Consider the following 19,369-nt stretch of genomic DNA (forward strand, 5'->3'; position numbering starts at 1 on the left):
AATTGAGGCACGTTGCCGCAAATTTGCATAGAAGCCTCAGGCGAAGACGCGGTTGATGGTCGAAACGCACTGCAGCTCCTTCAACTGGCCGATGAGCTGGTTGAGCTGGCGCAGGTCCCAGACCTCCAGGTCGATATGCACTTCGGTGAAATCGGCCGCCACCCGCGTCATCGACATCGAGCGGATGTTGACGTCGCTGGTGGCGATGGTCTGGGTGACTTCGGCGAGCGTGCCCGGCTCGTTCAGCGCATTGACGACGATGCGGGCCATGAAGCGGGTGTTGTTCGCCTCGTCGAGGTCCCAGCGCACGTCGATCCAGCGTTCCGGCTCGTCGTCGAACTTCTGCAAAGCCGGCGACTGGATCGGGTAGATGGTGATGCCCTTGTCCTTCTCCATGATGCCGACGATGCGGTCGCCGGGCACGGCGCCGCCGGCGGAGAAATGCACCTCGGCATTGCCGGAAAGCCCGCGGATCGGCAGCGCCTCGGGGCCCGCCTCCCCTTCGCCGCGCTCCAGCGCCGCCTTGGTCTTGCCCGGCAGCTTGAAGACCATGCCGGCGGCGCTGCGCATGTTGAACCAGCCGTCGTCCGAGCTCGGCTTCACCGTGACGCGCTCGTCCTGATAATCCGGGAAGACGGCGCGCAGGACGTCGAGCGAGGAGAGCTCGCCGCGGCCGACCGCCGCGATGGCGTCCTCCACCTCCTTCTGGCCGAGGCGGTGCAGGACGGGCTTCAGTCCGTCGCGCGAGAACGCCTTGCCGGCGCGGTCGAAGGTGCGCTCCAGAATGCGGTAGCCGAGGCCGGAATACTGCTTGCGCACCGCCGCGCGCGTCGCGCGGCGGATGGCGGCGCGCGCCTTGCCGGTGACGACGATCTCCTCCCAGGCCGGCGGCGGCACCTGGATGCCGGAGCGGATGATCTCCACCTCGTCGCCGTTGTTGAGGCGGGTGACGAGCGGCATGATGCGGCCGTTGATCTTGGCGCCGACGCAGGTATCGCCGATATTCGTGTGCACCGCATAGGCAAAATCGATGGGGGTGGCACCGCGCGGCAGCGTGATGAGCTGACCCTTCGGCGTGAAGGTGAAGACCTGGTCCTGGAAGAGCTCGAGCTTGGTATGCTCCAGGAACTCCTCGGGGTTGTCGCCTTCGGCCAGCGACTCGATGGTCCGGCGCAGCATGGCATAGGCGTTGGAGCGCGGCGACTGCACGGCCTCGCCGTTCACCGCCTCCTTGTCCTTGTAGAGCGAATGGGCGGCGATGCCGTACTCGGCGATCTCGTGCATGCGCCGGGTGCGGATCTGCAGCTCGATGCGCTGGCGCGACGGGCCGACGATGGTCGTATGGATCGACTGGTAGTCGTTCTGCTTCGGCGTCGAGATATAGTCCTTGAAGCGGCCCGGCACGACGCGCCAGCGCGTGTGCACGATGCCGAGCGCCGCATAGCAGCCGGGAATGTCGCCGACGAGGATGCGGAAGGCGTAGACATCGGAGAGCTGTTCGAAGGACAGCGACTTCGACTGCATCTTGCGGAAGACCGAATAGGGCTTCTTCTGCCGTCCCTTGACGAGGGCGTCGGGCAGGCCATTGACCACCAGCAGCTCGCGCAGTTCCTCCTCAATCTTGCGGATCAGGCCCTCGTTGCGCTGGGAAAGCTCCTCCAGCTTGCGGCTGACGGTCTCGTAGGCTTCGGGGTTGATGTAGCGGAAGGACAGGTCCTCGAGCTCCTCGCGCATGTCCTGCATGCCCATGCGGCCGGCGAGCGGCGCATAGATGTCCATCGTCTCCTCGGAGATGCGGGCGCGCTTTTCCGGCGACATGTGGTCGAGCGTGCGCATGTTGTGCAGCCGGTCGGCGAGCTTGACCAGCAGCACGCGCACGTCGTCGGAAATGGCGAGCAGCAGCTTGCGCAGGTTTTCCGCCTGCTTGGCCTTCTTGGAGACGAGGTCGAGCTTCTTGATCTTGGTGAGGCCCTCGACCAGGGCGCCGATATCCTCGCCGAACAGTTCGTCGATCTCGGCGCGCGTGGCGCTGGTGTCCTCGATGGTATCGTGCAGGAGGGCGACGGCAATGGTCGATTCGTCGAGGCGCATGTCCGTCAGGATGGCGGCGACTTCGAGGGGATGCGAGATGTAGGGATCGCCGCTCGCCCGCTTCTGCTGCCCATGCTTCTGCATGGCATAGACATAGGCCTTGTTCAGCAAGGCTTCGTTGGCATCGGGCTTGTATTTCTGAACCCGCTCGACGAGTTCATATTGACGCATCATCCTCGGTCGGCTCCTCCCCGCCTAGCGGGGCAAAGAAAAAGTGCGCCCCGACCATGCAGGGGCGCACCGACATTCGCAATATCAAGGTTTCGGTAAAGCAACCGAAATCAGTAATCGTCGCTCTTTTCCGGCGGAACGAGACCTTCGATGCCGGCGAGCAGCTCTTCTTCCGACATGCGGTCGAAGGCGATCGTTTCCGGCTGGTCCTCGTCCTCTTCGACGGTGGCGGTGACGGCGTCTTCGGCCAGCAGGCTTGCCGGATCGGGCTCGGGCTCGTCCACTTCCACATGCTTCTGCAGCGAGTGGATCAGGTCTTCCTTGAGGTCATCGGGCGAAAGCGTCTCGTCGGCGATCTCGCGCAGCGCGACGACCGGGTTCTTGTCGTTGTCGCGGTCGATGGTGATGGCGGCGCCCTGCGAGATGAGGCGGGCGCGATGGCTTGCCAGAAGAACCAGCTCGAAGCGGTTGTCTACCTTGTCAATGCAATCTTCAACGGTGACACGGGCCATTGCCTGTCCTTTGTGATCGAGAATTTCAGGAGTTTGCATGCCCGATACAGGCAAAGGAAGGCAAATTCAAGTTTTTCCTTGCTTTCGCCCCGGTGGGCGGGGCGGTACGGCAGCCCATGTAACCCCCGATTGAGGCCTCCCGTTACGGAAAGCGCGGCGGCGAAAGGTCGGACAAATGGGATAAGGCGCGGGAACTATTCTCCAATTCCGAAGTCTTTGAATTTGCTGAAACGTCGCCGCCGAAAAAATCGCCTCCGCAACCTAGATTTGCTTGGAAAGCGCGGAGCGCTGCCCTAAATGAATGCTATATGAAAGAGAGTTAATTCAACCGGATAGTGCATCCGGTGACATGACGATTGGCTGAAACCCAACCTTTTTCCTCAACTTCTATTTAAAGGATTGCGCGACATGTTCGACCCCCGCGAGAAAATCGCCCTCTTCATCGACGGTGCAAATCTCTATGCGGCATCAAGGACACTCGGCTTCGACATCGATTACAGGAAGCTTCTGAAAGCCTTCCAGAAGCGCGGCTATCTCCTGCGCGCCTACTATTACACGGCACTCATCGAGGACCAGGAATATTCCTCCATCCGCCCGCTGATCGACTGGCTCGATTACAACGGCTACAAGGTCGTCACCAAGCCCGCCAAGGAATTCACCGACTCGCTCGGCCGCCGCAAGATCAAGGGCAACATGGACATCGAGCTCGCCATCGACGCGATGGAGCAGTCCGAGACGGTCGACCACCTCGTCATCTTCTCCGGCGACGGCGATTTCACGACGCTCGTCGAGGCCCTGCAGCGCCGGGGCCGCAAGGTTTCCGTCGTCTCCACCATGCAGACGCAGCCGCCGATGATCGCCGACGACCTGCGCCGCCAGGCGGATTATTTCATCGACCTCGCCTCACTGAGGGCCGAGATCGGCCGCGACCCGTCCGAGCGCCCGCAGCGCACGGCGGAGCCGGTGGAAACCGTCGCCGAGTGAGGCGGGCAGTATGGCGCGGCGGTGTGCGCTTCGCCTTGCTCCGGGCGGCCCATGGGCCGCTCATCAGCTCGTAAAGCGCGGAAATCCAACGGTTTCAACGTTTCGTTAAACATCGCATCAAATCGATCGGCGGCCCATTAACCTTCTGCAAGTTTTTGCTGATATTCCCGGAAGCCTACAGTCACTTCGCATCAGGACATCCGTGAACATGGTCGACGCAGTCTCGCTTTCGGGCAACAGCTACCGGGCAGCATCGAGCGCGCTCGAATTGCGCCCGGCGGTCCCGTCTGGCGAGAGCCGTCCGGCGGCGCAGGCGCTCGCCGCGCTTGCCCGGCCGCAGCCGGTCACCCGGGTTTCCGCGCCGTCCGACGCGGCCGAGGAGATCGGCGACCTCGGCTTCCTCTACGCGCCGAACGGGCAGCCGGGCGTTGCCGCCCTGCCCGCCCATGCCGTGCCGCCCTCGCAGGCGACGACCGATGCGCGCGTCGCCGCCGAGCGCAACCCGACCGCCCGGCTCGCCATCGAGAGCACGGACCTCAATATGCTGATGTCGTCGTTCCTGACCGCGCGCACGCCGAGCGCCAACCCAGCGCCCTCGCCGGACGTGCCGGCGGAAGCCGGAAACGAACAGCTTTCGCGCATCGCCCGCCAGTCGGTGATCGCCCAGCTCTACAACCAGTTCTGAGGAAGAAGCCGAAGGCCGGCAGGAAGCGTTCCCCTGGCGGAAACGCCCTCGCCTTCCCTTGCAGAATCGCCTAGCCGCGCTCGCGCAGCAGGCGGCCCTTCTGGCGGTTCCAGTCGCGTTCCTTCTCCGTCTCGCGCTTGTCGTGCAGCTTCTTGCCCTTGGCAAGGGCGAGTTCGAGCTTGGCCCGGCCTCTATCGTTGAAATAGATCTTCAACGGCACGAGGGTCATGCCTTCGCGGTTGATCGCGACGCGCAGGCGATGGATCTCGCGGCGCGACAGCAGGAGCTTGCGCCGCCGGCGCGTCTCGTGGTTGAAGCGGTTCGCCTGCAGGTATTCCGGCAGGTAGGAATTGATCAGCCAGAGTTCGCCATCCTCGTCGGAGGCATAGGATTCGGCGATATTCGCCTTGCCCTCGCGCAGCGACTTGACCTCCGTGCCGGTCAGCACCAGACCGGCCTCGTAGGTATCCAGGATCTCGTAGTTGTAGCGGGCCTTCCGGTTCTCCGCGACAATCTTCTTGACCGTTGTCGGACGCGCTTTCGTCACCATGTCAGTTCAGCAGGCCGGCGTGGCGGAGCGCCGCGTCGATCGCCGCCTCCGTCGCCGGCTCCAGCGCGGACATGAGCGGGGAGCGAACCGCGCGGCTCATCCCGCGCACGCGGGAAAGGCCGTATTTCGCGCCGCACACGCCCGGCTCCAGGAAGATCGCCTTGTGCAGCGGCATCAGCCTGTCCTGGTATTCCAGCGCCTTGGCATAATCGCCGGCAAGCGTCGCCTTCTGGAACTCGGCGCACAGCCGCGGGGCGACATTGGCCGTGACAGAGATGCAGCCGACGCCGCCATGGGCGTTGAAGCCGAGCGCCGTGGCATCCTCGCCCGAGAGCTGGACGAAATCCCTGCCGCAGGCGATGCGCTGCTCGGAGACGCGCTCGATCTTGCCCGTCGCATCCTTGACGCCGACGATCGAGGGATGCGCCTTGTGCAGCGCGCCCATCGTCTCCGGCGTCATGTCGACCACCGAGCGGCCCGGAATGTTGTAGATGACGATCGGCAGCTTCACGGCTTCGGCGATGGCCGAGAAATGCGCGAAGAGGCCCTTCTGCGTCGGCTTGTTGTAATAGGGCGTGACGACGAGGATCGCATCCGCCCCCGCCTTCTCGGCGTGCTGGGCGAGATCGATGGCTTCCCTGGTGTTGTTGGAGCCCGCGCCGGCGATTACCGGAACGCGGCCCGCGGCCACCTTGATGCAGAGTTCCACCACCCGTTTGTGCTCGTCATGCGACAGCGTCGGCGATTCGCCCGTGGTGCCGACCGGCACGAGGCCGTGGCTGCCTTCGCCGATCTGCCATTCCACATGCGCGGCAAAGGCATCCTCATCGACGGCGCCGGCCGCCGTGAACGGTGTGACGAGAGCGGGAATGGATCCCTTGAACATCGAGAACTCCTGAGACCAGAGCCGCCCGCAGGCTTACATGCTTTGGCCGTATTCCGTGGTTAAAAGCTGCCGCACAATAATCATGTGACTGTCATGCGGCAAGCGGCGAGGCAGGCGTTTTTCGTGCACGATCAAGGCGGAAATCCGCATGCGCGCGCGAATAGCGGGGCATCGTGACCCGTCGTGTGAAAGGTGGCGACCTTCACGGCTTAGTGAGAAGCGCGGTTAAGGTTTCGTTAAGGCAGCGAAGGGTTAATGATTGTCGAAGAGCAGGCGGCAGATGAGGGTCAGATGCACCGCCTGCCAGGCATCCGGGACGTAGCATGATCTCGAAGAACGGTTTTGCCCTTTGCACCTTGCTGCTTGCCGGCGTGGCCGGCCTTGCGCTCCTCTCCTCGCCCGTCGAGGCGGAGAACGGCGCTGCGCCGGCGATCAAGCCGCTCGGCTTTGCCGCCGACATGCCCTCCCGCGACGTGATCACCAATGCCATTCCACGCGCCGAGCCCGCACAGCCTGCGAGCGCGGACCTGCGCGCCGGCCTCGATGCGCTTTCAAACCGTGATCCGATATCCGCGATAACCGCGCGCGACCGCCTTCCCGCGGGCAGCCTCGACCGTCATATCCTGACCTGGGCGATCGCCGTTTCCGGCCAGCAGGGCGTCCCCTCCTGGGAAATCGCCGGCGCACAGCGCGAACTCAAGGGCTGGCCGGGCCTCAAGGCGCTGCGCGCCCATTCCGAACGGGCGCTGGCCCGCGAGAACCCGACGACAGCAGACGTGCTTGCCGCCTTCGGCACGACGCGGCCGGAAACGGCGGAAGGGGCCATCGTGCTCAGCCGCGCCCTCATCGCCTCCGGCGACACGGCGCGCGCGACGGAGATCCTGCGATCCTTCTGGCGGAAGGACGCGCTCTCGAAGGATATCGAAAGCCGGATCCTCGACGAGTTTGGCCCGCTCCTTTCCGTTGCGGACAACAAGGCGCGCATGGAAATGCTGCTCTACCGCGACCGCGCAGACCAGGCGCAGCGGTTCGGCGATCTCGGCAAGGCGCAATCCCTTTTCCGCGCCTGGGCAGCCGTTATCGCCAAGAGCCGGACTGCGGACGCTTTGATCAAGGCCGTGGACGCGCGCTGGCAGAAGGAGCCGGCCTATACGTATCTGCGCATCCGCCACCTGCGGAACAAGGAGGACTACCGCGCGGCCGCGACGCTTTTCGCCGCCATGCCGGAGGAGCCGGCAAGGCTCGTCAATCCAGGGGCATGGTGGAACGAGCAGCGCATCGTCAGCCGCGGCCTTGCCGATCTCGGCGATTATCGCGACGCCTATCGTGTCGCCGCACGCCATGGCGCGGACGATCCGACGGACATCGTGGAAGCGGAATTCCACGCCGGCTGGTATGCGCTGCGCGACCTCGGCGAGCCGAAGACCGCGGCAAAGCACTTCCAGCGCATCCTTCAGGTCTCGGACCGCCCCCTCTCCGTCTCTAGAGCCTGGTACTGGCTCGGGCGCGCCGCGGAAAAGGGCGGGCCGGGCGCGGCGAAGGACTATTTCGCCAAGGCGGCGAACTTCCCCGGCACCTTCTACGGCCAGCTCGCCGGTGCGCGGCTCGGCCAGACGGCGCTGAACGTCGCCTATCCCAAGCCCTCCGCCGAGGAGCGCGCGCGCTTCCGCGAGCGCGAGGCCGTGCAGGCCATCGCCCGCCTGCAGGCCGCCGGCCATGGCTGGCGGGCCGACAGTCTCTACCGGGCGCTTGCCGGGGAATTGATGAGCCCGGGCGAACTCGCCCTGCTTGCCGCCGATGCGGAAAAGGGCGGCAATCACCAGCTTTCCCTGCAGATCGGCAAGATCGCCTTTGGCCGCGGCATCGACGTGGCCGCCCTCGCCTTTCCCATCGGCGTGATCCCTGACGGAGCCAACATTTCCGGCTCCGGCAAGGCGCTCGCCTATGCCATCGCCCGTCAGGAAAGCGCCTTCAACCCGGCCGCCGTCTCCGCCGCCAATGCTCAGGGGCTTCTGCAACTGATGCCGGGCACCGCCGAGGGCGTCGCCAGGCGCTACGGCCTTGCATACTCCAAGGAACGCCTGACGCGCGACGCCGCCTACAACGCCACGCTCGGCGCGCACTATCTCGGCGAGCAGATCAGCGAATTCGGCGGCTCCTACGTCCTTACCTTCATCGCCTACAATGCCGGCCCGCGCCGCGTGCCGCAATGGATCGCCCGCTATGGCGACCCGCGCGGCAAGCCGATCGACGACGTGGTGGACTGGATCGAGCGCATCCCCTTCTCCGAGACCCGCGGCTACGTGCAGCGCGTCATGGAGAACTACCAGGTCTACAAGACCCGCCTCGGCCAGAAGGCCGACATCGTGCACGACCTGAGCGCAGGGCGATAACGAGACTCTCTCATCGGACAGAGGGCGCCAGCCTACGCGGCGCCAGCCTTTTGAGGCCGGAAGCCTCTCCTTGCGCCGGGGGCTGCCTGTTTCGGGCGTAACGCGATCGTTCAGATTCGCGACCTGCGCTTCGGGAAACCTGATTTTCACATGTCCTCATCGCGAAATCGCTGCACACTTTTGCGCAACATGCTTTAGGCTGCGGCGGACATGAATGCAGGCGCCAGGGCATGACGAACTTCACCAGCCGATTCCTTCCGGCACCCGATGGATTGCGGCTGCATGCACGGGACTACGCACCCGGCGCAGCAGCGCGCCTTCCCATCGTCTGCCTGCCCGGCCTCAGTCGCAATGCACGGGACTTCCACCCGTTCGCCCTGCTCCTCTCGCAGGATGCCGTATCGCCCCGGCGGGTCATCGCCCTCGACTACCGCGGGCGCGGGCTGTCCGCCCGTGACGAGAACCCGGCGAACTACAATGTCGCCACCGAATGCCGCGATGTGATCGCCATCTGCGCAGCGCTCGGCATTTCCCGCGCCGTCTTCGTCGGCACGTCCCGCGGCGGACTCATCCTGCATATCATGGCGGCGGTCCAGCCTGAGCTGATCGCCGCGACCGTCCTCAACGACATCGGCCCCGAAATCGAGGCGGAAGGCCTCAAGGAAATCCGCGACTATCTTTCCAACCGCGCCTTCCCGGCAACGATCGAGGCGGCCGCCGACGCGCTCGAACGCCTCCACGGACCGTCATTCCCCGCCTTAGGGAGAACCGACTGGCTGGATATGGCCGACGCCATCTACACGAAGACGGGCGACGGCCACCTCATCCCCGACCATGACCCGGCGCTCGCCGATCAACTGCAGGCGATCGATTTCAGCAAGCCGCTGCCGACCCTCTGGCCGCAGTTCGACCTTCTGGCGCAAAAGCCCCTGCTCGTCGTGCGGGGAGACCATTCACGGCTGTTTTCGGCAGAAGCCCTGGACCGCATGAAAATGCGCGCTCCCGGCATCGAAACCGCGACCGCCGAAGGCCAGGGCCACGCCCCGCTGCTGCACCACGCCAGCCTCTTCCCGCAGGTGAAGGCTTTCCTGGACCGTCAGTAAGTTTCCGTCGCTCCAGAATCGGCTCCGGTCATCGACGCGTCCAATATCGGTCACGGCATATTCTTCGACCAGGCCGCAAAACGAAAAACCCGCAGCCTCGTAGAGGCTGCGGGTCAATCTTTAGCTCAACTTCAGATTAGAAGTTGCGCTGCAGGCGGAGGAAGCCGCGAACGAAGTCGTCGCCGCCGTGGTTGATCGTGTTGTAGTCAGCCGTAGCGAGGACGTTCAGGCCGCTGACGACTTCGTAGCCGACCGTTGCACCAACGCGCCACTGATCGTCAGGACCGAAGCCGATGTTGTTGAAGTACTGGAAAGCCGGGGTGATCGTCAGCTTTTCCGTCGCCTTGAAGGCGTAGGAAGCAGCAACGGTCCACTCGGAAGCCGTCCAGTATACGTTCGAGTCGGAAGCCCAGATGCCGGCAACCTGCAGGGTGCCCGCGCCGAGTTCGGCCGACAGGATGGCGCGGATTGCGCCTTCTTCAGCAGCGTTGTCGTAACCGCCGAGGATGTCGAGGTTTACGCCACCGAGCGAGAAGCCGATCGTAGCAGCAACACCGATGTCATGGTGACGGTCCGTAGCAGGAACGTATGTGGTGCCATTCCAAACGAGCGCACCGTTCGCACCACCATCGAGCTCATCGAGCGAGAGGCCTGCACGCCAAGTACCACCGTCATAAGTGTAAGCGATCGAGTTGAATTCAGTCGTGCTGCCAAGCGAATCAACTTCACCGTTGATGCCGCTATCCCACCAGCTGTAGAACCAACCGGCCTTGAAGCCACCGAGCTCGATGAAGGCTTCATCAACATAGAAGTCGCTTTCAGCGCCAGCGCCCCCAGCCAGACCTTCGAAATTGATGTAGCTGCGCAGCGTTCCGAGTTCGGTGTCCGTGCGGGCGTCAAAGTTGACGTCAACGAGGGTGTGAGCATCCCAGTCAGAATTATTGGCGCTCTTCAAGTAGCTCTGGCTGGAGCCAACGCCAACACCGTAGTTATCCGAACCAAACGAGGTCTGGAAGCGAACGAAGCCGCCGATCTTGAGGCAGGTTTCGGTGCCGGGGATGTAGAAGAAGCCGGTGCCGAAGGCGTCGCAGACGCGAACGTATTCCATGGGTTCCGGTTCGGCAGCGACGATGGCGTCGGCGGCCTGTGCGCCGGAAACTGCTGCGAGAGCCGCAGCGGAGCCGATGAGAAGGCTCTTGATGTTCATTTCTGACCTCCAGTCAAAAAGTTTCAAACGGGTCTGGGTTTTTTGCTGAAGGACAGCGTTCCCTGCCCCATCCCCAAGTTCAGGAAGCGGACGATCAACCGCCCCTGCTTCCGACGCTGAAAATACAAGACGCGCTTCCGTAAGCAATCACCAAACTGAAACAGGGCGGGGTTTGTGTCAGCCTTCGCCCCGCGCTGTTGCGCAAAGGACACAAAATGGCGGAGCAGAACGCTAAAAGTTTATGGATTCTTAACAAAACGCCTTATGAAGCGGGTACTTAGCCATTCCCACATGGTCGGCGGGCCTGCCATAGTCCCGGCAGGAACAAGGCAAATCCGGCGCCTCAAGGTGGCGATCGAGCATTTTTCGCGCAGGAGTTCAGTTTCAGGGCTGCCCCAGGCGCGGCGGAGAACGAGAATCGTTTGCCTGTTTTGCCGGTTCGATTCGTCGCGGAATCCTGCCGACGATTCGAGACCGGTTGAGCACCGCCTACCATGGTCCTTCCCCGCTCTCGAAAGTACCGAGCAATGGTAGCGCTCGCAAAGCGGCGCGCTTGGCAACGGAACTGCGCCCTCCTGACGCTCTCTATTCTATATGCACGGCCTTCCAGAAGTTGATCTCTGCCGACGGGACGCACGTCGCGGCCTTTTTGACTGGAGGTCAGAAATGAACATCAAGAGCCTTCTCATCGGCTCCGCTGCGGCTCTCGCAGCAGTTTCCGGCGCACAGGCCGCCGACGCCATCGTCGCTGCCGAACCGGAACCCATGGAATACGTTCGCGTCTGCGACGCCTTCGGCACCGGCTTCTTCTACATCCCCGGCACCGAAACCTGCCTCAAGATCGGCGGCTATGTCCGTTTCCAGACCGACTTCGGTCGTGACCAGCTCGGCACGTCCGACTGGGATTCCTGGACCCGCGCGCGCGTAACCTTCGATGCGAAGTCCGACACGGAACTTGGCACGCTGACGAGCTTCATCGCCATTCACGGCGAGGCCAGCAAGAAAGAAAGCGGCGGCGGCACGAGCGGCTTCAAGGTCGATGAAGCCTATATCGAACTCGGCGGCTTCCGCGTCGGTACCTTCCTGAACTGGTGGGATGACGATCTGATCGGCGAAACCGACGTGTCTTCCAACGTCACCCGTTTCACCTCGGCTCGCTACGTCTATGACGGCGGCACGTTCCGCGCCGGTATCAGTGTCGACGAAATCAACACGGACGACTACCTTGTCGCGCTCCCCAGCTCGGGTAACGAAGTCGGCGTCTCGGGCATGATCGGCACGACGCTCGGCGGCGTGAACTTCGAACTGCTCGGCGCATACGACACCTACACCGAAGAAGGTGCGCTTCGCGCCTGGCTCTCGGCTGACGTCGGTCCCGGCACGTTCGAACTGATGGGCTACTACGCCAGCGGCGACAACGTCTACTTCAACGCCGCCAAGTGGAGCGTTGCTGCCGACTACTCGTTCAAGGCGACCGACAAGCTGACGATCACCCCCGGCGCCCAGTACTTCGGTGACTACGAACTCGTGAAGGGCATCGACGCGTGGAAGGCCGGCCTGACGGTCGACTACACGATCGTCGAGAACCTCAAGCTCAAGGCAACCGTCAACTACATCGACATCGACAAGCAAGACGACTCGGTCGAAGGCTTCCTTCGCCTGCAGCGTTCGTTCTAAGTCGCTTCGATTTTTTCCGACAGAGGGGAACCCGGCCTTCGGGCCGGGTTTTCCTGATTCCGTTTTTTTTGAGGGCCCACAACAAAACTGTCATCATTCTTGTGCAACCAATGCGCCGCATGGGAGGCGTAGCAGGGGTTTAGCATGCAACAACATTCAAATATCGGCGGCTCGTACCGTCTGGACTATCAATTCTGGGGAGCATCCAGCGGGTCGCGACCCTTACCATCCAGCCTTCGGGCGCTGCTCAGTCGCTATGTCGACGTGCTGTGGGAGCCTGGCTCCCATAAGTACAATGTCTCGTCGTTCGTGGGGGAACTCGACGAGATTCTGTTCGGCGCCGAATTTTCAGAGTTTACCGACGAAATGCTCGATACGCTTGTCGCCGCGCTGCGCAAGCGGGGCAACAGCAACGCCACGATCAACCGGAAGATGGCAGCGCTCAGCAAGCTTCTGCGCAAAGCCCACAAGATGGACGACATCCAGGGGGTGCCGGAATTCAAGCGGCTCAAGGAAAGGGCCGGGCGTATCCGGTTTCTCGAGCCGGATGAGGAAACGCGGCTCTTCGAGGCCATTTCCGGCAAGTCGGAGCTTTACGGCCGTTTCTGCACCTTCCTGATCGATACCGGTGCACGCCTCGGCGAGGGGATCGGACTGCAATGGCAGGACATCCACCGCGACCGCGCGACGTTCTGGCTGACGAAAAGCGGCAAGAGCCGCTCCGTCCCGCTCACCGAGCGGGCGGTAGCAGCGATCCAGGCATCCGAAAGGACGCGGCGCGGACCGTTCACGGGCATCGTGCAGGCCAAGTTCCGGGCGGCGTGGAACGAGGCGAAGCAGGAGGTGGGGCTCGGATCGGAGCCGGACGTCGTTCCGCACATCCTTCGCCACACCTGCGCCTCCCGCCTCGTCCAGGGCGGGATCGACATCCGCCGCGTCCAGACATGGCTCGGCCACCAGACGCTCCAGATGACAATGCGCTACGCGCACCTGGCATCCGGAGATCTCGATATCTGCGTGGCGATCCTCGAACGCGCCGCCCGCAACGGGGCGGCATAGCGAGGCAGCCGCCGCTCTTTTGGCGCCGGTGTCGACACAGGAATCGACCTTGAGCGCCCTTCGAGCCTCCGGTCTGCGGGCGGATGGATGCCGCTTTCGAGCGGCATCCGGCGCATCCCGCGGGCAACGCGTGGGCGATATGGTTCCATAGCCGGTGCATGAGATGGCCAGGCTGAGGGCAGGTTGGAATCGGACGAATGGCGGCAATATGTAAAGCTGGCCACTCCGTCCATCTGGCGATTGGCGCGTAGGCTGGCTTTCAATTTTCCCACCGTGGCGGTTCGGGAGCAGACCTCTCTACAAGCTTGTGGGAATGGCAGGGATGCGAGCGTCTGTTCGTGTCTCGAACCGCGGCAAGAGAAATCAGAATATTGTTTTCAAAACCGAAAAAAGCCTTGCAATCCCAGTCCATGCCGCATAGTGAAACCGCGAGCGGAGAGGTGGCCGAGTGGTCGAAGGCGCTCCCCTGCTAAGGGAGTATACCGGAAACGGTATCGAGGGTTCGAATCCCTTCTTCTCCGCCATTTCAGCACAACCGGCAACGCCGATCGGCTCGGCTTCGTAAACTGCTGTTCCGCCCGTCTGACGAGGCTTGGGCCGGAGGCGGCGTCTCTTTTCTAGAACGGCTTTTCGGCCTTGTCGGTGCGGTAGAGGCTGACCGCCACCTCCCGGGGCTTGCCCCGCGGCCCTCCCCTTGCGACCTTGCGCCAGGCATTCAGCGTGGCCTCGTCACGCCAGCATTCGAAGAGATTGACGCGCTCCGGATCGACGGCGTCCGTGCTTATCGAGAAGTCGAGGCAACCGTCAAACGCCCGTGCGCGTTCGACCATGCCCTTGAAGGCTTCCACGGCGCTGTCCCGTTTGCCGGGGTCGACGCGGGTATAGCCGGCGATGATGATCATGGTGTTCCTCCTTCGGCCAGGTGCTCTCCGGCGAGATGCCGGCCTGCGTGGTCCGGTTTGGCGACCCGCGAGGATCGCCGGTTCGGGATGGGAATTTCAGGCGCCCTTTACATAGCCGGCGGCTTCGACGATCCGGCCGTCGCGGACCCGCATGATGTTGACGCCGCGCACGCGGTCTGCACCGCCCTCGCCCCAGCGGAGCCGCCATCGAATGATCCCGCGATCCTCGCTGGCCCAGATCTCCTCCGCTTCGAAGACAAGCCTCGCTGAGGACGCGATCCCCTTCCAGAAATCGAGGCAGGCCTGGCGCCCTTCGTAGCGCGCGCCATCCGGCGCGGGCGCGGTATTCTCCAGGATGCAGCCCTCTCCGATCAGGTCATCGAGATCCCCGGGGCGGTGCTCCTCGAACACACGATGAAAACGGTTGATGATTTCACGGGTACGTTCGCTGTCGGTCTTCATCTTTCACCTCGTTGCGCTTTGGGCTCGCGGGGATCGCGAGGCTTCTTCGCAGGCCCGACGGAAGCGTCCGGCCGCATGGTCTTTACGTACGACGCGCGGCCGGCGCGCTTTCCGACACTTCCGGCGGAATTCTTTCGCGCCGGGCGGCGCGTCAGTCCCGGCGCGGATATTCGAGCTGCAAGGCGACGACATGCATCGTGCGCGCGCCGTATGTGTCGGCGATAGCCTGAAGGGTATCGTCCAGGGCGTCGGCCGGCCGCTGACCGGGATAGAGCGAAGCGCGATCTTCCGGCGGCCAATCCATCGCGACCCGATCGGGGATGACGCGGATACCGTTGCGCGTCTCGACCGCCCCGGCCGTTTCCGCGAATGTGAGGGCGCTGGAGCGGTAGGTCCGCGACCAGGCATCGGCGACCAGGACGAGCGACACTTCATCCATGCCGGGCCGAAGCTCGATGCCCCGCGCATCGCGATTCCAGAAGGCCAGGCGATTGGCGAGCACCGTGGTCACGAACGGCCGCGTCAGCGAAAAGGCGGCGCTCGCATGGCGCATATCCCAGGTTTCGACGCCGAGATCGTCGGCAATGGCCTGCGCTTTCGCGCGCCCTGCAACCGCCTCGATCAGCGCCAGCATCATCGGCATGGAGGCGGAGATGCCCGTCGTGGTCACGACGTTTCCGTCCGCCACCATTCGGCGGTCCGCGACATAGTCGATGCCCGGACTGCGTTCGAGCATCTCGTCCCGATAATACCAGTGGGTCGTGGCCCGCCGTCCATCGATCAGGCCGGCCGCGCCGAGCACCTTCGCGCCGGCGCAGATGCCGATGATCCGCGCGCCCTTGCGCGACTGATCCCGCAGCCAGGCGAGCACGGCGGGGTCATCGTCGCGGCTCATGGCGGGCACGATGACGTAATCGGCGCCCTCGGGATGGCCGGCGTCGAATTCGGCGATGGTCGCATCCGCTTCCACGCGCAGCGCGGGATAGAGTCGGACCGGCCCCGGCCCGGTCGCCAGCATCAGCACATCGGCGACATCGGCACGCCGGAGGATTCCCGCCGGCATCAGATAGTCGGTGGTCTCGGTGGCCTCGTTCAACCCGACGATGGCAACGAGGGGGCGGTTTCCTCCTTCGTGGCGGAGTGCCGAGAGCATGGCATCCATCTCGCCGCGCGGCACCGGCGGCGCTTCGGCCGTGGCGGTCGCGGGCGGCAGGCTGAATATCCAGCCGCCAAAACCCAGCAGGCCGACAACAACGACGGAAACGGCGACCCAAAGGAGCATGGATTTCCACATGGTCGCCTCCCTGGCGGTTGGAGCGGGGGTGCCGATGCGTCGGCCCCCTCCCGGCTTTTCGGAAAACTAGCAAATCGCGCCTATGGCAGGAATGACAAATTCATGGCATTTTCCGCCAATGCATCGTGTCGCCTTCCTCGTCTATCCGGGCTTCGAACTGCTCGACGTATCGGGTCCGGCCGCGGTCTTCACCGGCGCCAACCGCGCGCTTGGCCAACACGGCCGGCCGGCGGTCTACGCGGTTGTGCTGGTATCGGCAGCGGGCGGAACCGTCGAAAGCAGCAGCGGCATCGCCGTCGAAACGCGGCCGGTCACCGAGGTGCGATCCGGCGAAGTCCAGACGATGCTCGTGGCGGGCGCGGAGCGCGAGCCACTGCTCGCTGCCGTGGCGGACCCGGTCCTGCGGGCGGCGCTTCCCGGTCTCACCGCCAGGGCCGAGCGGTTCGGTTCGGTCTGCTCGGGCGGGTTCATGCTTGCCGCACTGGGCCTGCTCGATGGCCGTCGCGTCGCCACCCACTGGGACTCCTGTGCGCCGCTCGCCAAGGCTTTTCCGGCGGTCACCGTCGATCCGGATGCGCTCTACGTCGTCGACGGCCGGCTCTGGACATCGGCGGGCGTCACCACCGGCATCGACATGGCACTGGCCATGATTGCCAGGGATCTCGACGCGGCCATTGCCGGAGAGGTCGCCAAGAGGCTGATCCTTTATGCGCGTCGCCCCGGCTACCAGTCGCAGTTCAGCCCGGTCCTGCAGGCGCAGGTCAGGGGCGAGAGCCCCTTTGCCGAGCTGATCGGCTGGATCGAGGCCAATCTCGACGCGCCGCTCGACGTGCCGTCCCTCGCCAGCCGCGCCGGGCTCAGCGAGCGCACATTCCATCGCAGGTTCGTGGTGGCGACCGGGCAGACGCCGGCCCGTTTTGTCGAAACGGCCAGGCTCGATGCCGCGCGGATGCTGCTTTCGCGCGGTCTTTCGCTCAAATCGGTCGCCGCACAGGTCGGCCTGTTTCCGGCAACGCGCCTTTCGGACGCTTTCGAACGGCGGTTCGGCGTTGCGCCGAGACTGTTCCGCGACATGCATGCCGGGATGTGAGGCCCGATTCGGGCGCTCGACTCATACGGAGGCAATCTCCACCCAGCATCCCTCGCGGAACGACCGCGCCATGGCGTGCACGGATTGCTCGATGCGCAGGCCGTGATTGAAATCAATGGAATGCGAGGCCATGCCGGCGATTGCGGCGATCAGCTCGCGGCATTCGATGACCTTGAGATCGTTGAAGCCGAGGCCGTGGCCGGGCGCCGGGATGAAGCGGTCGTAAGGCCTGTGGTGCGGCGCGGTCAGGACTGTGGAAAAGCCCTGTTCGGTGGCGCGGCCTTCGGTCGTGTAGAGCTGGAACTCGTTCATGCGCTCCTGGTCGTAGAGGATCGAGCCCTTCGAGCCGTAGATCTGCAGGGCGATGCGGCCCTTGCGGCCCCAGGCGGAGCGGTTGGCCATCAGCACGCCGGAAATGCCGCCGGGAAGGCGCATCAGGACACTGGCGATATCGTGGTTCTCGACGGCGCGGCGACCGCCCTCCTTAAGCGGGCGCTCGGCATAGGGTTTGGCCAGCGAGGCGATGACGGCCTCGACATGGCCGAAGAGGCTCCAGAGCAGCGAAAGCGGGTGCACGGCGAAGTCGTCGAGCGCGCCGTAGCCGGAGGATGCCTCGCTCTTCCAGTAGAAGGGTGCGTCCGGATCGGCCATGAAGTCCTCGTCCATCTCGATGCGGACATGGTTGACCGTACCGATGCGGCCCTCGTCGAGCAGCAGGCGGATGTGCCGCATCACCGGATTCTGGATGTAATTGTAGCCCATCACGGCGACCTTGCCCGACGCGCGCTGGGCGGCGAGCATGCGCTCGGCATCGGCGAAGGCCGGCGCCATCGGCTTCTCGCACCAGACATGCTTGCCGGCCTCGAGCGCGGCAATCGCCATCTCGGCATGGAACTGGTTCGGCGTGGTGACGGAAATGACGTCGATCTCGGGATCGGACAGGAGGTCGCGCCAGTCGGCGGTGGATCTTGCGAAGCCGAATTCGCGGGCGCGGCTTGCCGCGAGCCCGGTATTGGCCTCGGCGAGATGCACGAGGCGCGGGCGCTCGACATCGCCGAAGACGGTGCTGACATTGTTCCAGGCGAGCGCATGGCACTTGCCCATGTAACCCGTGCCGATCAGTCCGATACCCAAGGCCTTCATGACAATCCTCCATCGTCTCCGGCCCTCGCAAAACCGCTACGCAGTTTTGCAAGAGTTGATATACCTCGCGCTGAGGGCGCGCCTTGCGCCATCCATAGCGGGAAAGATTTGGAACGAAAACTATCTTTTCCGACGATATGGAATATTTATTTCATTTGTCGCAGAATGGCCGCCCGAGGAGGACAGATCCATGAACAGCAGCGAAGCGGCCCTCACGCGCGTGCCCCGCGATTTCGACAGCCTGCGCAGCGTCATCATCGAGCGCAAGGCGACCATGCCGAAGCGGCTGGCGCAGGTGGCGGCCTATGCGCTTTCCAACCCGGACGACATGGCCTTCGGCACCGCGGCGAGCATCGCGACGGCGGCCGACGTGCAGCCTTCGACGCTGGTGCGCCTTGCCCATCACCTCGGCTACGAAGGCTTTTCCGACCTCCAGAACGTCTTTCGCGCGCGGCTGCGCGACCGCACGCTTTCCTACGAGGAGCGCATGCTCTCGCTGGAGGCGGGGCCGGCCGCCAACAGCGACGCGGAACTGCTCTCCGGCTTCCTGACGGCGGCGAGCCAGTCGGTGGCGCGGCTCGCCGGCACCATCGACGGCGAGACCTTCTCCAAGGCCGTCGACCTGCTCGCCCGGGCGGAAACCATCTATCTCGTCGCCAAGCGGCGCTCCTATCCGCTGACGGCGCATATCGCCTATGCCTTCGGCAAGCTCGGCATCCGCCACCAGATCATCGCATCGCCGAACGGCATCGACCCCGAAATGACGCAGTTCGCAACGACCCGGGACGCGGTGATCGCCGCAAGCTTCGCGCCCTATGCCGCCGAAAGCCTGACGCAGGCGCAGGAGCTCGCCGCCCGGGGCGTGCCCATCGTCGCCATCACCGATTCCGTCTTCTCCCCCCTCGCCGCCTCCGCCACCCACTGGTTTGAGGTGTCGGAGGCCGACTATGCCGGCTTCCGCTCGCTTTCCGCCTCCATCGCGCTCGCCATGGCGCTGCCGGTCGCCATCGCCGAGCGGCGGCGCAGCCTCAAGCGTTCGCCCAAAGGGAATGCTGTGGAATAGAAACGGAATGTATATTCCGAATTGACAGAATAATGGAATTCATGTTTCATTTTCCCGACGTCCGCCGCGCATCCACGACGGCGCCGCAAGACCGGGA

Annotated in this window: 17 protein-coding genes and 1 tRNA gene; 9 read left to right on the forward strand and 9 right to left on the reverse strand. The window is 64.0% G+C overall.

Translation table 11 applies throughout. The features are described 5' to 3' along the window. Nucleotides 1–36: 36 nt before the first annotated feature. Complete coding sequence (locus L0976_RS17750) at nt 37–2,265, reverse strand: bifunctional (p)ppGpp synthetase/guanosine-3',5'-bis(diphosphate) 3'-pyrophosphohydrolase (protein ID WP_203318452.1); 2,229 nt, start codon at nt 2,263–2,265, stop codon at nt 37–39. 107 nt (nt 2,266–2,372) lie between these two features. Then, a complete protein-coding gene (gene rpoZ, locus L0976_RS17755; RefSeq protein WP_203318451.1) occupies nt 2,373–2,774 on the reverse strand; it encodes a DNA-directed RNA polymerase subunit omega in 402 nt (133 codons plus the stop codon). A gap of 408 nt (nt 2,775–3,182) precedes the next feature. Here rpoZ and L0976_RS17760 point away from each other — a divergent pair, with 408 nt between their 5' ends. Both L0976_RS17760 and L0976_RS17765 read left to right on the forward strand, forming a co-directional pair. After that, on the forward strand, nt 3,183–3,758 hold the full coding sequence (locus L0976_RS17760) for an NYN domain-containing protein (RefSeq protein WP_203318450.1): 576 nt from the start codon (nt 3,183–3,185) through the stop codon (nt 3,756–3,758). Between the two features lie 208 nt (nt 3,759–3,966). After that, nucleotides 3,967–4,443, forward strand: a complete 477-nt coding sequence (locus L0976_RS17765) for a hypothetical protein (protein ID WP_234188587.1) — start codon at nt 3,967–3,969, stop codon at nt 4,441–4,443. A gap of 70 nt (nt 4,444–4,513) precedes the next feature. On the opposite strand, the gene smpB is transcribed toward L0976_RS17765, so the two are convergent. Beyond that, nucleotides 4,514–4,993: an SsrA-binding protein SmpB gene (gene smpB / locus L0976_RS17770; protein WP_203318448.1), complete on the reverse strand. Its 480-nt coding sequence runs from the start codon at nt 4,991–4,993 to the stop codon at nt 4,514–4,516. 1 nt (nt 4,994) lies between these two features. After that, nucleotides 4,995–5,879 carry a 4-hydroxy-tetrahydrodipicolinate synthase gene (dapA, locus tag L0976_RS17775; RefSeq protein WP_234188589.1) on the reverse strand — a complete coding sequence of 295 codons (885 nt, stop codon included), beginning with the start codon at nt 5,877–5,879 and terminating at the stop codon, nt 4,995–4,997. A 323-nt stretch (nt 5,880–6,202) separates the two neighbouring features. Here dapA and L0976_RS17780 point away from each other — a divergent pair, with 323 nt between their 5' ends. Together L0976_RS17780 and L0976_RS17785 are read left to right on the forward strand one after the other, a co-directional pair. Then, entirely contained in the window at nt 6,203–8,272 is a 2,070-nt protein-coding gene (locus tag L0976_RS17780; protein WP_234188591.1) for a lytic transglycosylase domain-containing protein, read from the forward strand. 230 nt (nt 8,273–8,502) lie between these two features. Further along, the gene (locus tag L0976_RS17785; protein WP_234188593.1) at nt 8,503–9,375 is read left to right on the forward strand and encodes an alpha/beta fold hydrolase; all 873 of its coding nucleotides are present in this window, start codon (nt 8,503–8,505) and stop codon (nt 9,373–9,375) included. Nucleotides 9,376–9,511: 136 nt separating this feature from the next. Here L0976_RS17785 and L0976_RS17790 read toward each other — a convergent pair whose 3' ends face one another. After that, nucleotides 9,512–10,582 (reverse strand): porin, encoded by a 1,071-nt coding sequence (locus tag L0976_RS17790; protein WP_234188595.1) that lies wholly within the window; start codon nt 10,580–10,582, stop codon nt 9,512–9,514. A 666-nt stretch (nt 10,583–11,248) separates the two neighbouring features. Between L0976_RS17790 and L0976_RS17795 the strand changes: the two genes are divergently transcribed. From L0976_RS17795 to L0976_RS17805, 3 genes are all read left to right on the forward strand, one after another. Continuing rightward, the gene (locus tag L0976_RS17795; protein WP_234188597.1) at nt 11,249–12,259 is read left to right on the forward strand and encodes a porin; all 1,011 of its coding nucleotides are present in this window, start codon (nt 11,249–11,251) and stop codon (nt 12,257–12,259) included. A 144-nt stretch (nt 12,260–12,403) separates the two neighbouring features. After that, the gene (locus L0976_RS17800) at nt 12,404–13,318 is read left to right on the forward strand and encodes a site-specific integrase (protein ID WP_203318442.1); all 915 of its coding nucleotides are present in this window, start codon (nt 12,404–12,406) and stop codon (nt 13,316–13,318) included. 434 nt (nt 13,319–13,752) lie between these two features. Beyond that, nucleotides 13,753–13,842: transfer RNA gene (locus tag L0976_RS17805), tRNA-Ser, on the forward strand. A gap of 93 nt (nt 13,843–13,935) precedes the next feature. Here L0976_RS17805 and L0976_RS17810 read toward each other — a convergent pair. The 3 genes from L0976_RS17810 to L0976_RS17820 all read right to left on the reverse strand — a co-directional run bounded on the left by L0976_RS17810 (nt 13,936) and on the right by L0976_RS17820 (nt 15,976). Next, the gene (locus L0976_RS17810) at nt 13,936–14,220 is read right to left on the reverse strand and encodes a putative quinol monooxygenase (protein WP_234188599.1); all 285 of its coding nucleotides are present in this window, start codon (nt 14,218–14,220) and stop codon (nt 13,936–13,938) included. A gap of 96 nt (nt 14,221–14,316) precedes the next feature. After that, nucleotides 14,317–14,682 (reverse strand): nuclear transport factor 2 family protein, encoded by a 366-nt coding sequence (locus L0976_RS17815; protein WP_234188601.1) that lies wholly within the window; start codon nt 14,680–14,682, stop codon nt 14,317–14,319. A gap of 151 nt (nt 14,683–14,833) precedes the next feature. Beyond that, the gene (locus L0976_RS17820) at nt 14,834–15,976 is read right to left on the reverse strand and encodes a DJ-1/PfpI family protein (RefSeq protein WP_234188603.1); all 1,143 of its coding nucleotides are present in this window, start codon (nt 15,974–15,976) and stop codon (nt 14,834–14,836) included. 118 nt (nt 15,977–16,094) lie between these two features. Between L0976_RS17820 and L0976_RS17825 the strand changes: the two genes are divergently transcribed. Beyond that, entirely contained in the window at nt 16,095–17,066 is a 972-nt protein-coding gene (locus L0976_RS17825) for a GlxA family transcriptional regulator (RefSeq protein ID WP_234188605.1), read from the forward strand. A 21-nt stretch (nt 17,067–17,087) separates the two neighbouring features. On the opposite strand, the gene L0976_RS17830 is transcribed toward L0976_RS17825, so the two are convergent. Beyond that, nucleotides 17,088–18,209: a Gfo/Idh/MocA family protein gene (locus tag L0976_RS17830; protein ID WP_234188607.1), complete on the reverse strand. Its 1,122-nt coding sequence runs from the start codon at nt 18,207–18,209 to the stop codon at nt 17,088–17,090. Nucleotides 18,210–18,399: 190 nt separating this feature from the next. Here L0976_RS17830 and L0976_RS17835 point away from each other — a divergent pair, with 190 nt between their 5' ends. Next, nucleotides 18,400–19,272, forward strand: coding sequence for a MurR/RpiR family transcriptional regulator (locus L0976_RS17835; RefSeq protein ID WP_119258855.1), 873 nt, complete (start codon nt 18,400–18,402; stop codon nt 19,270–19,272). Nucleotides 19,273–19,369 lie beyond the last annotated feature (97 nt).

Origin of the sequence: Shinella sp. NM-101 (assembly GCF_021401195.1) — a bacterium.
Classification (GTDB): domain Bacteria; phylum Pseudomonadota; class Alphaproteobacteria; order Rhizobiales; family Rhizobiaceae; genus Shinella.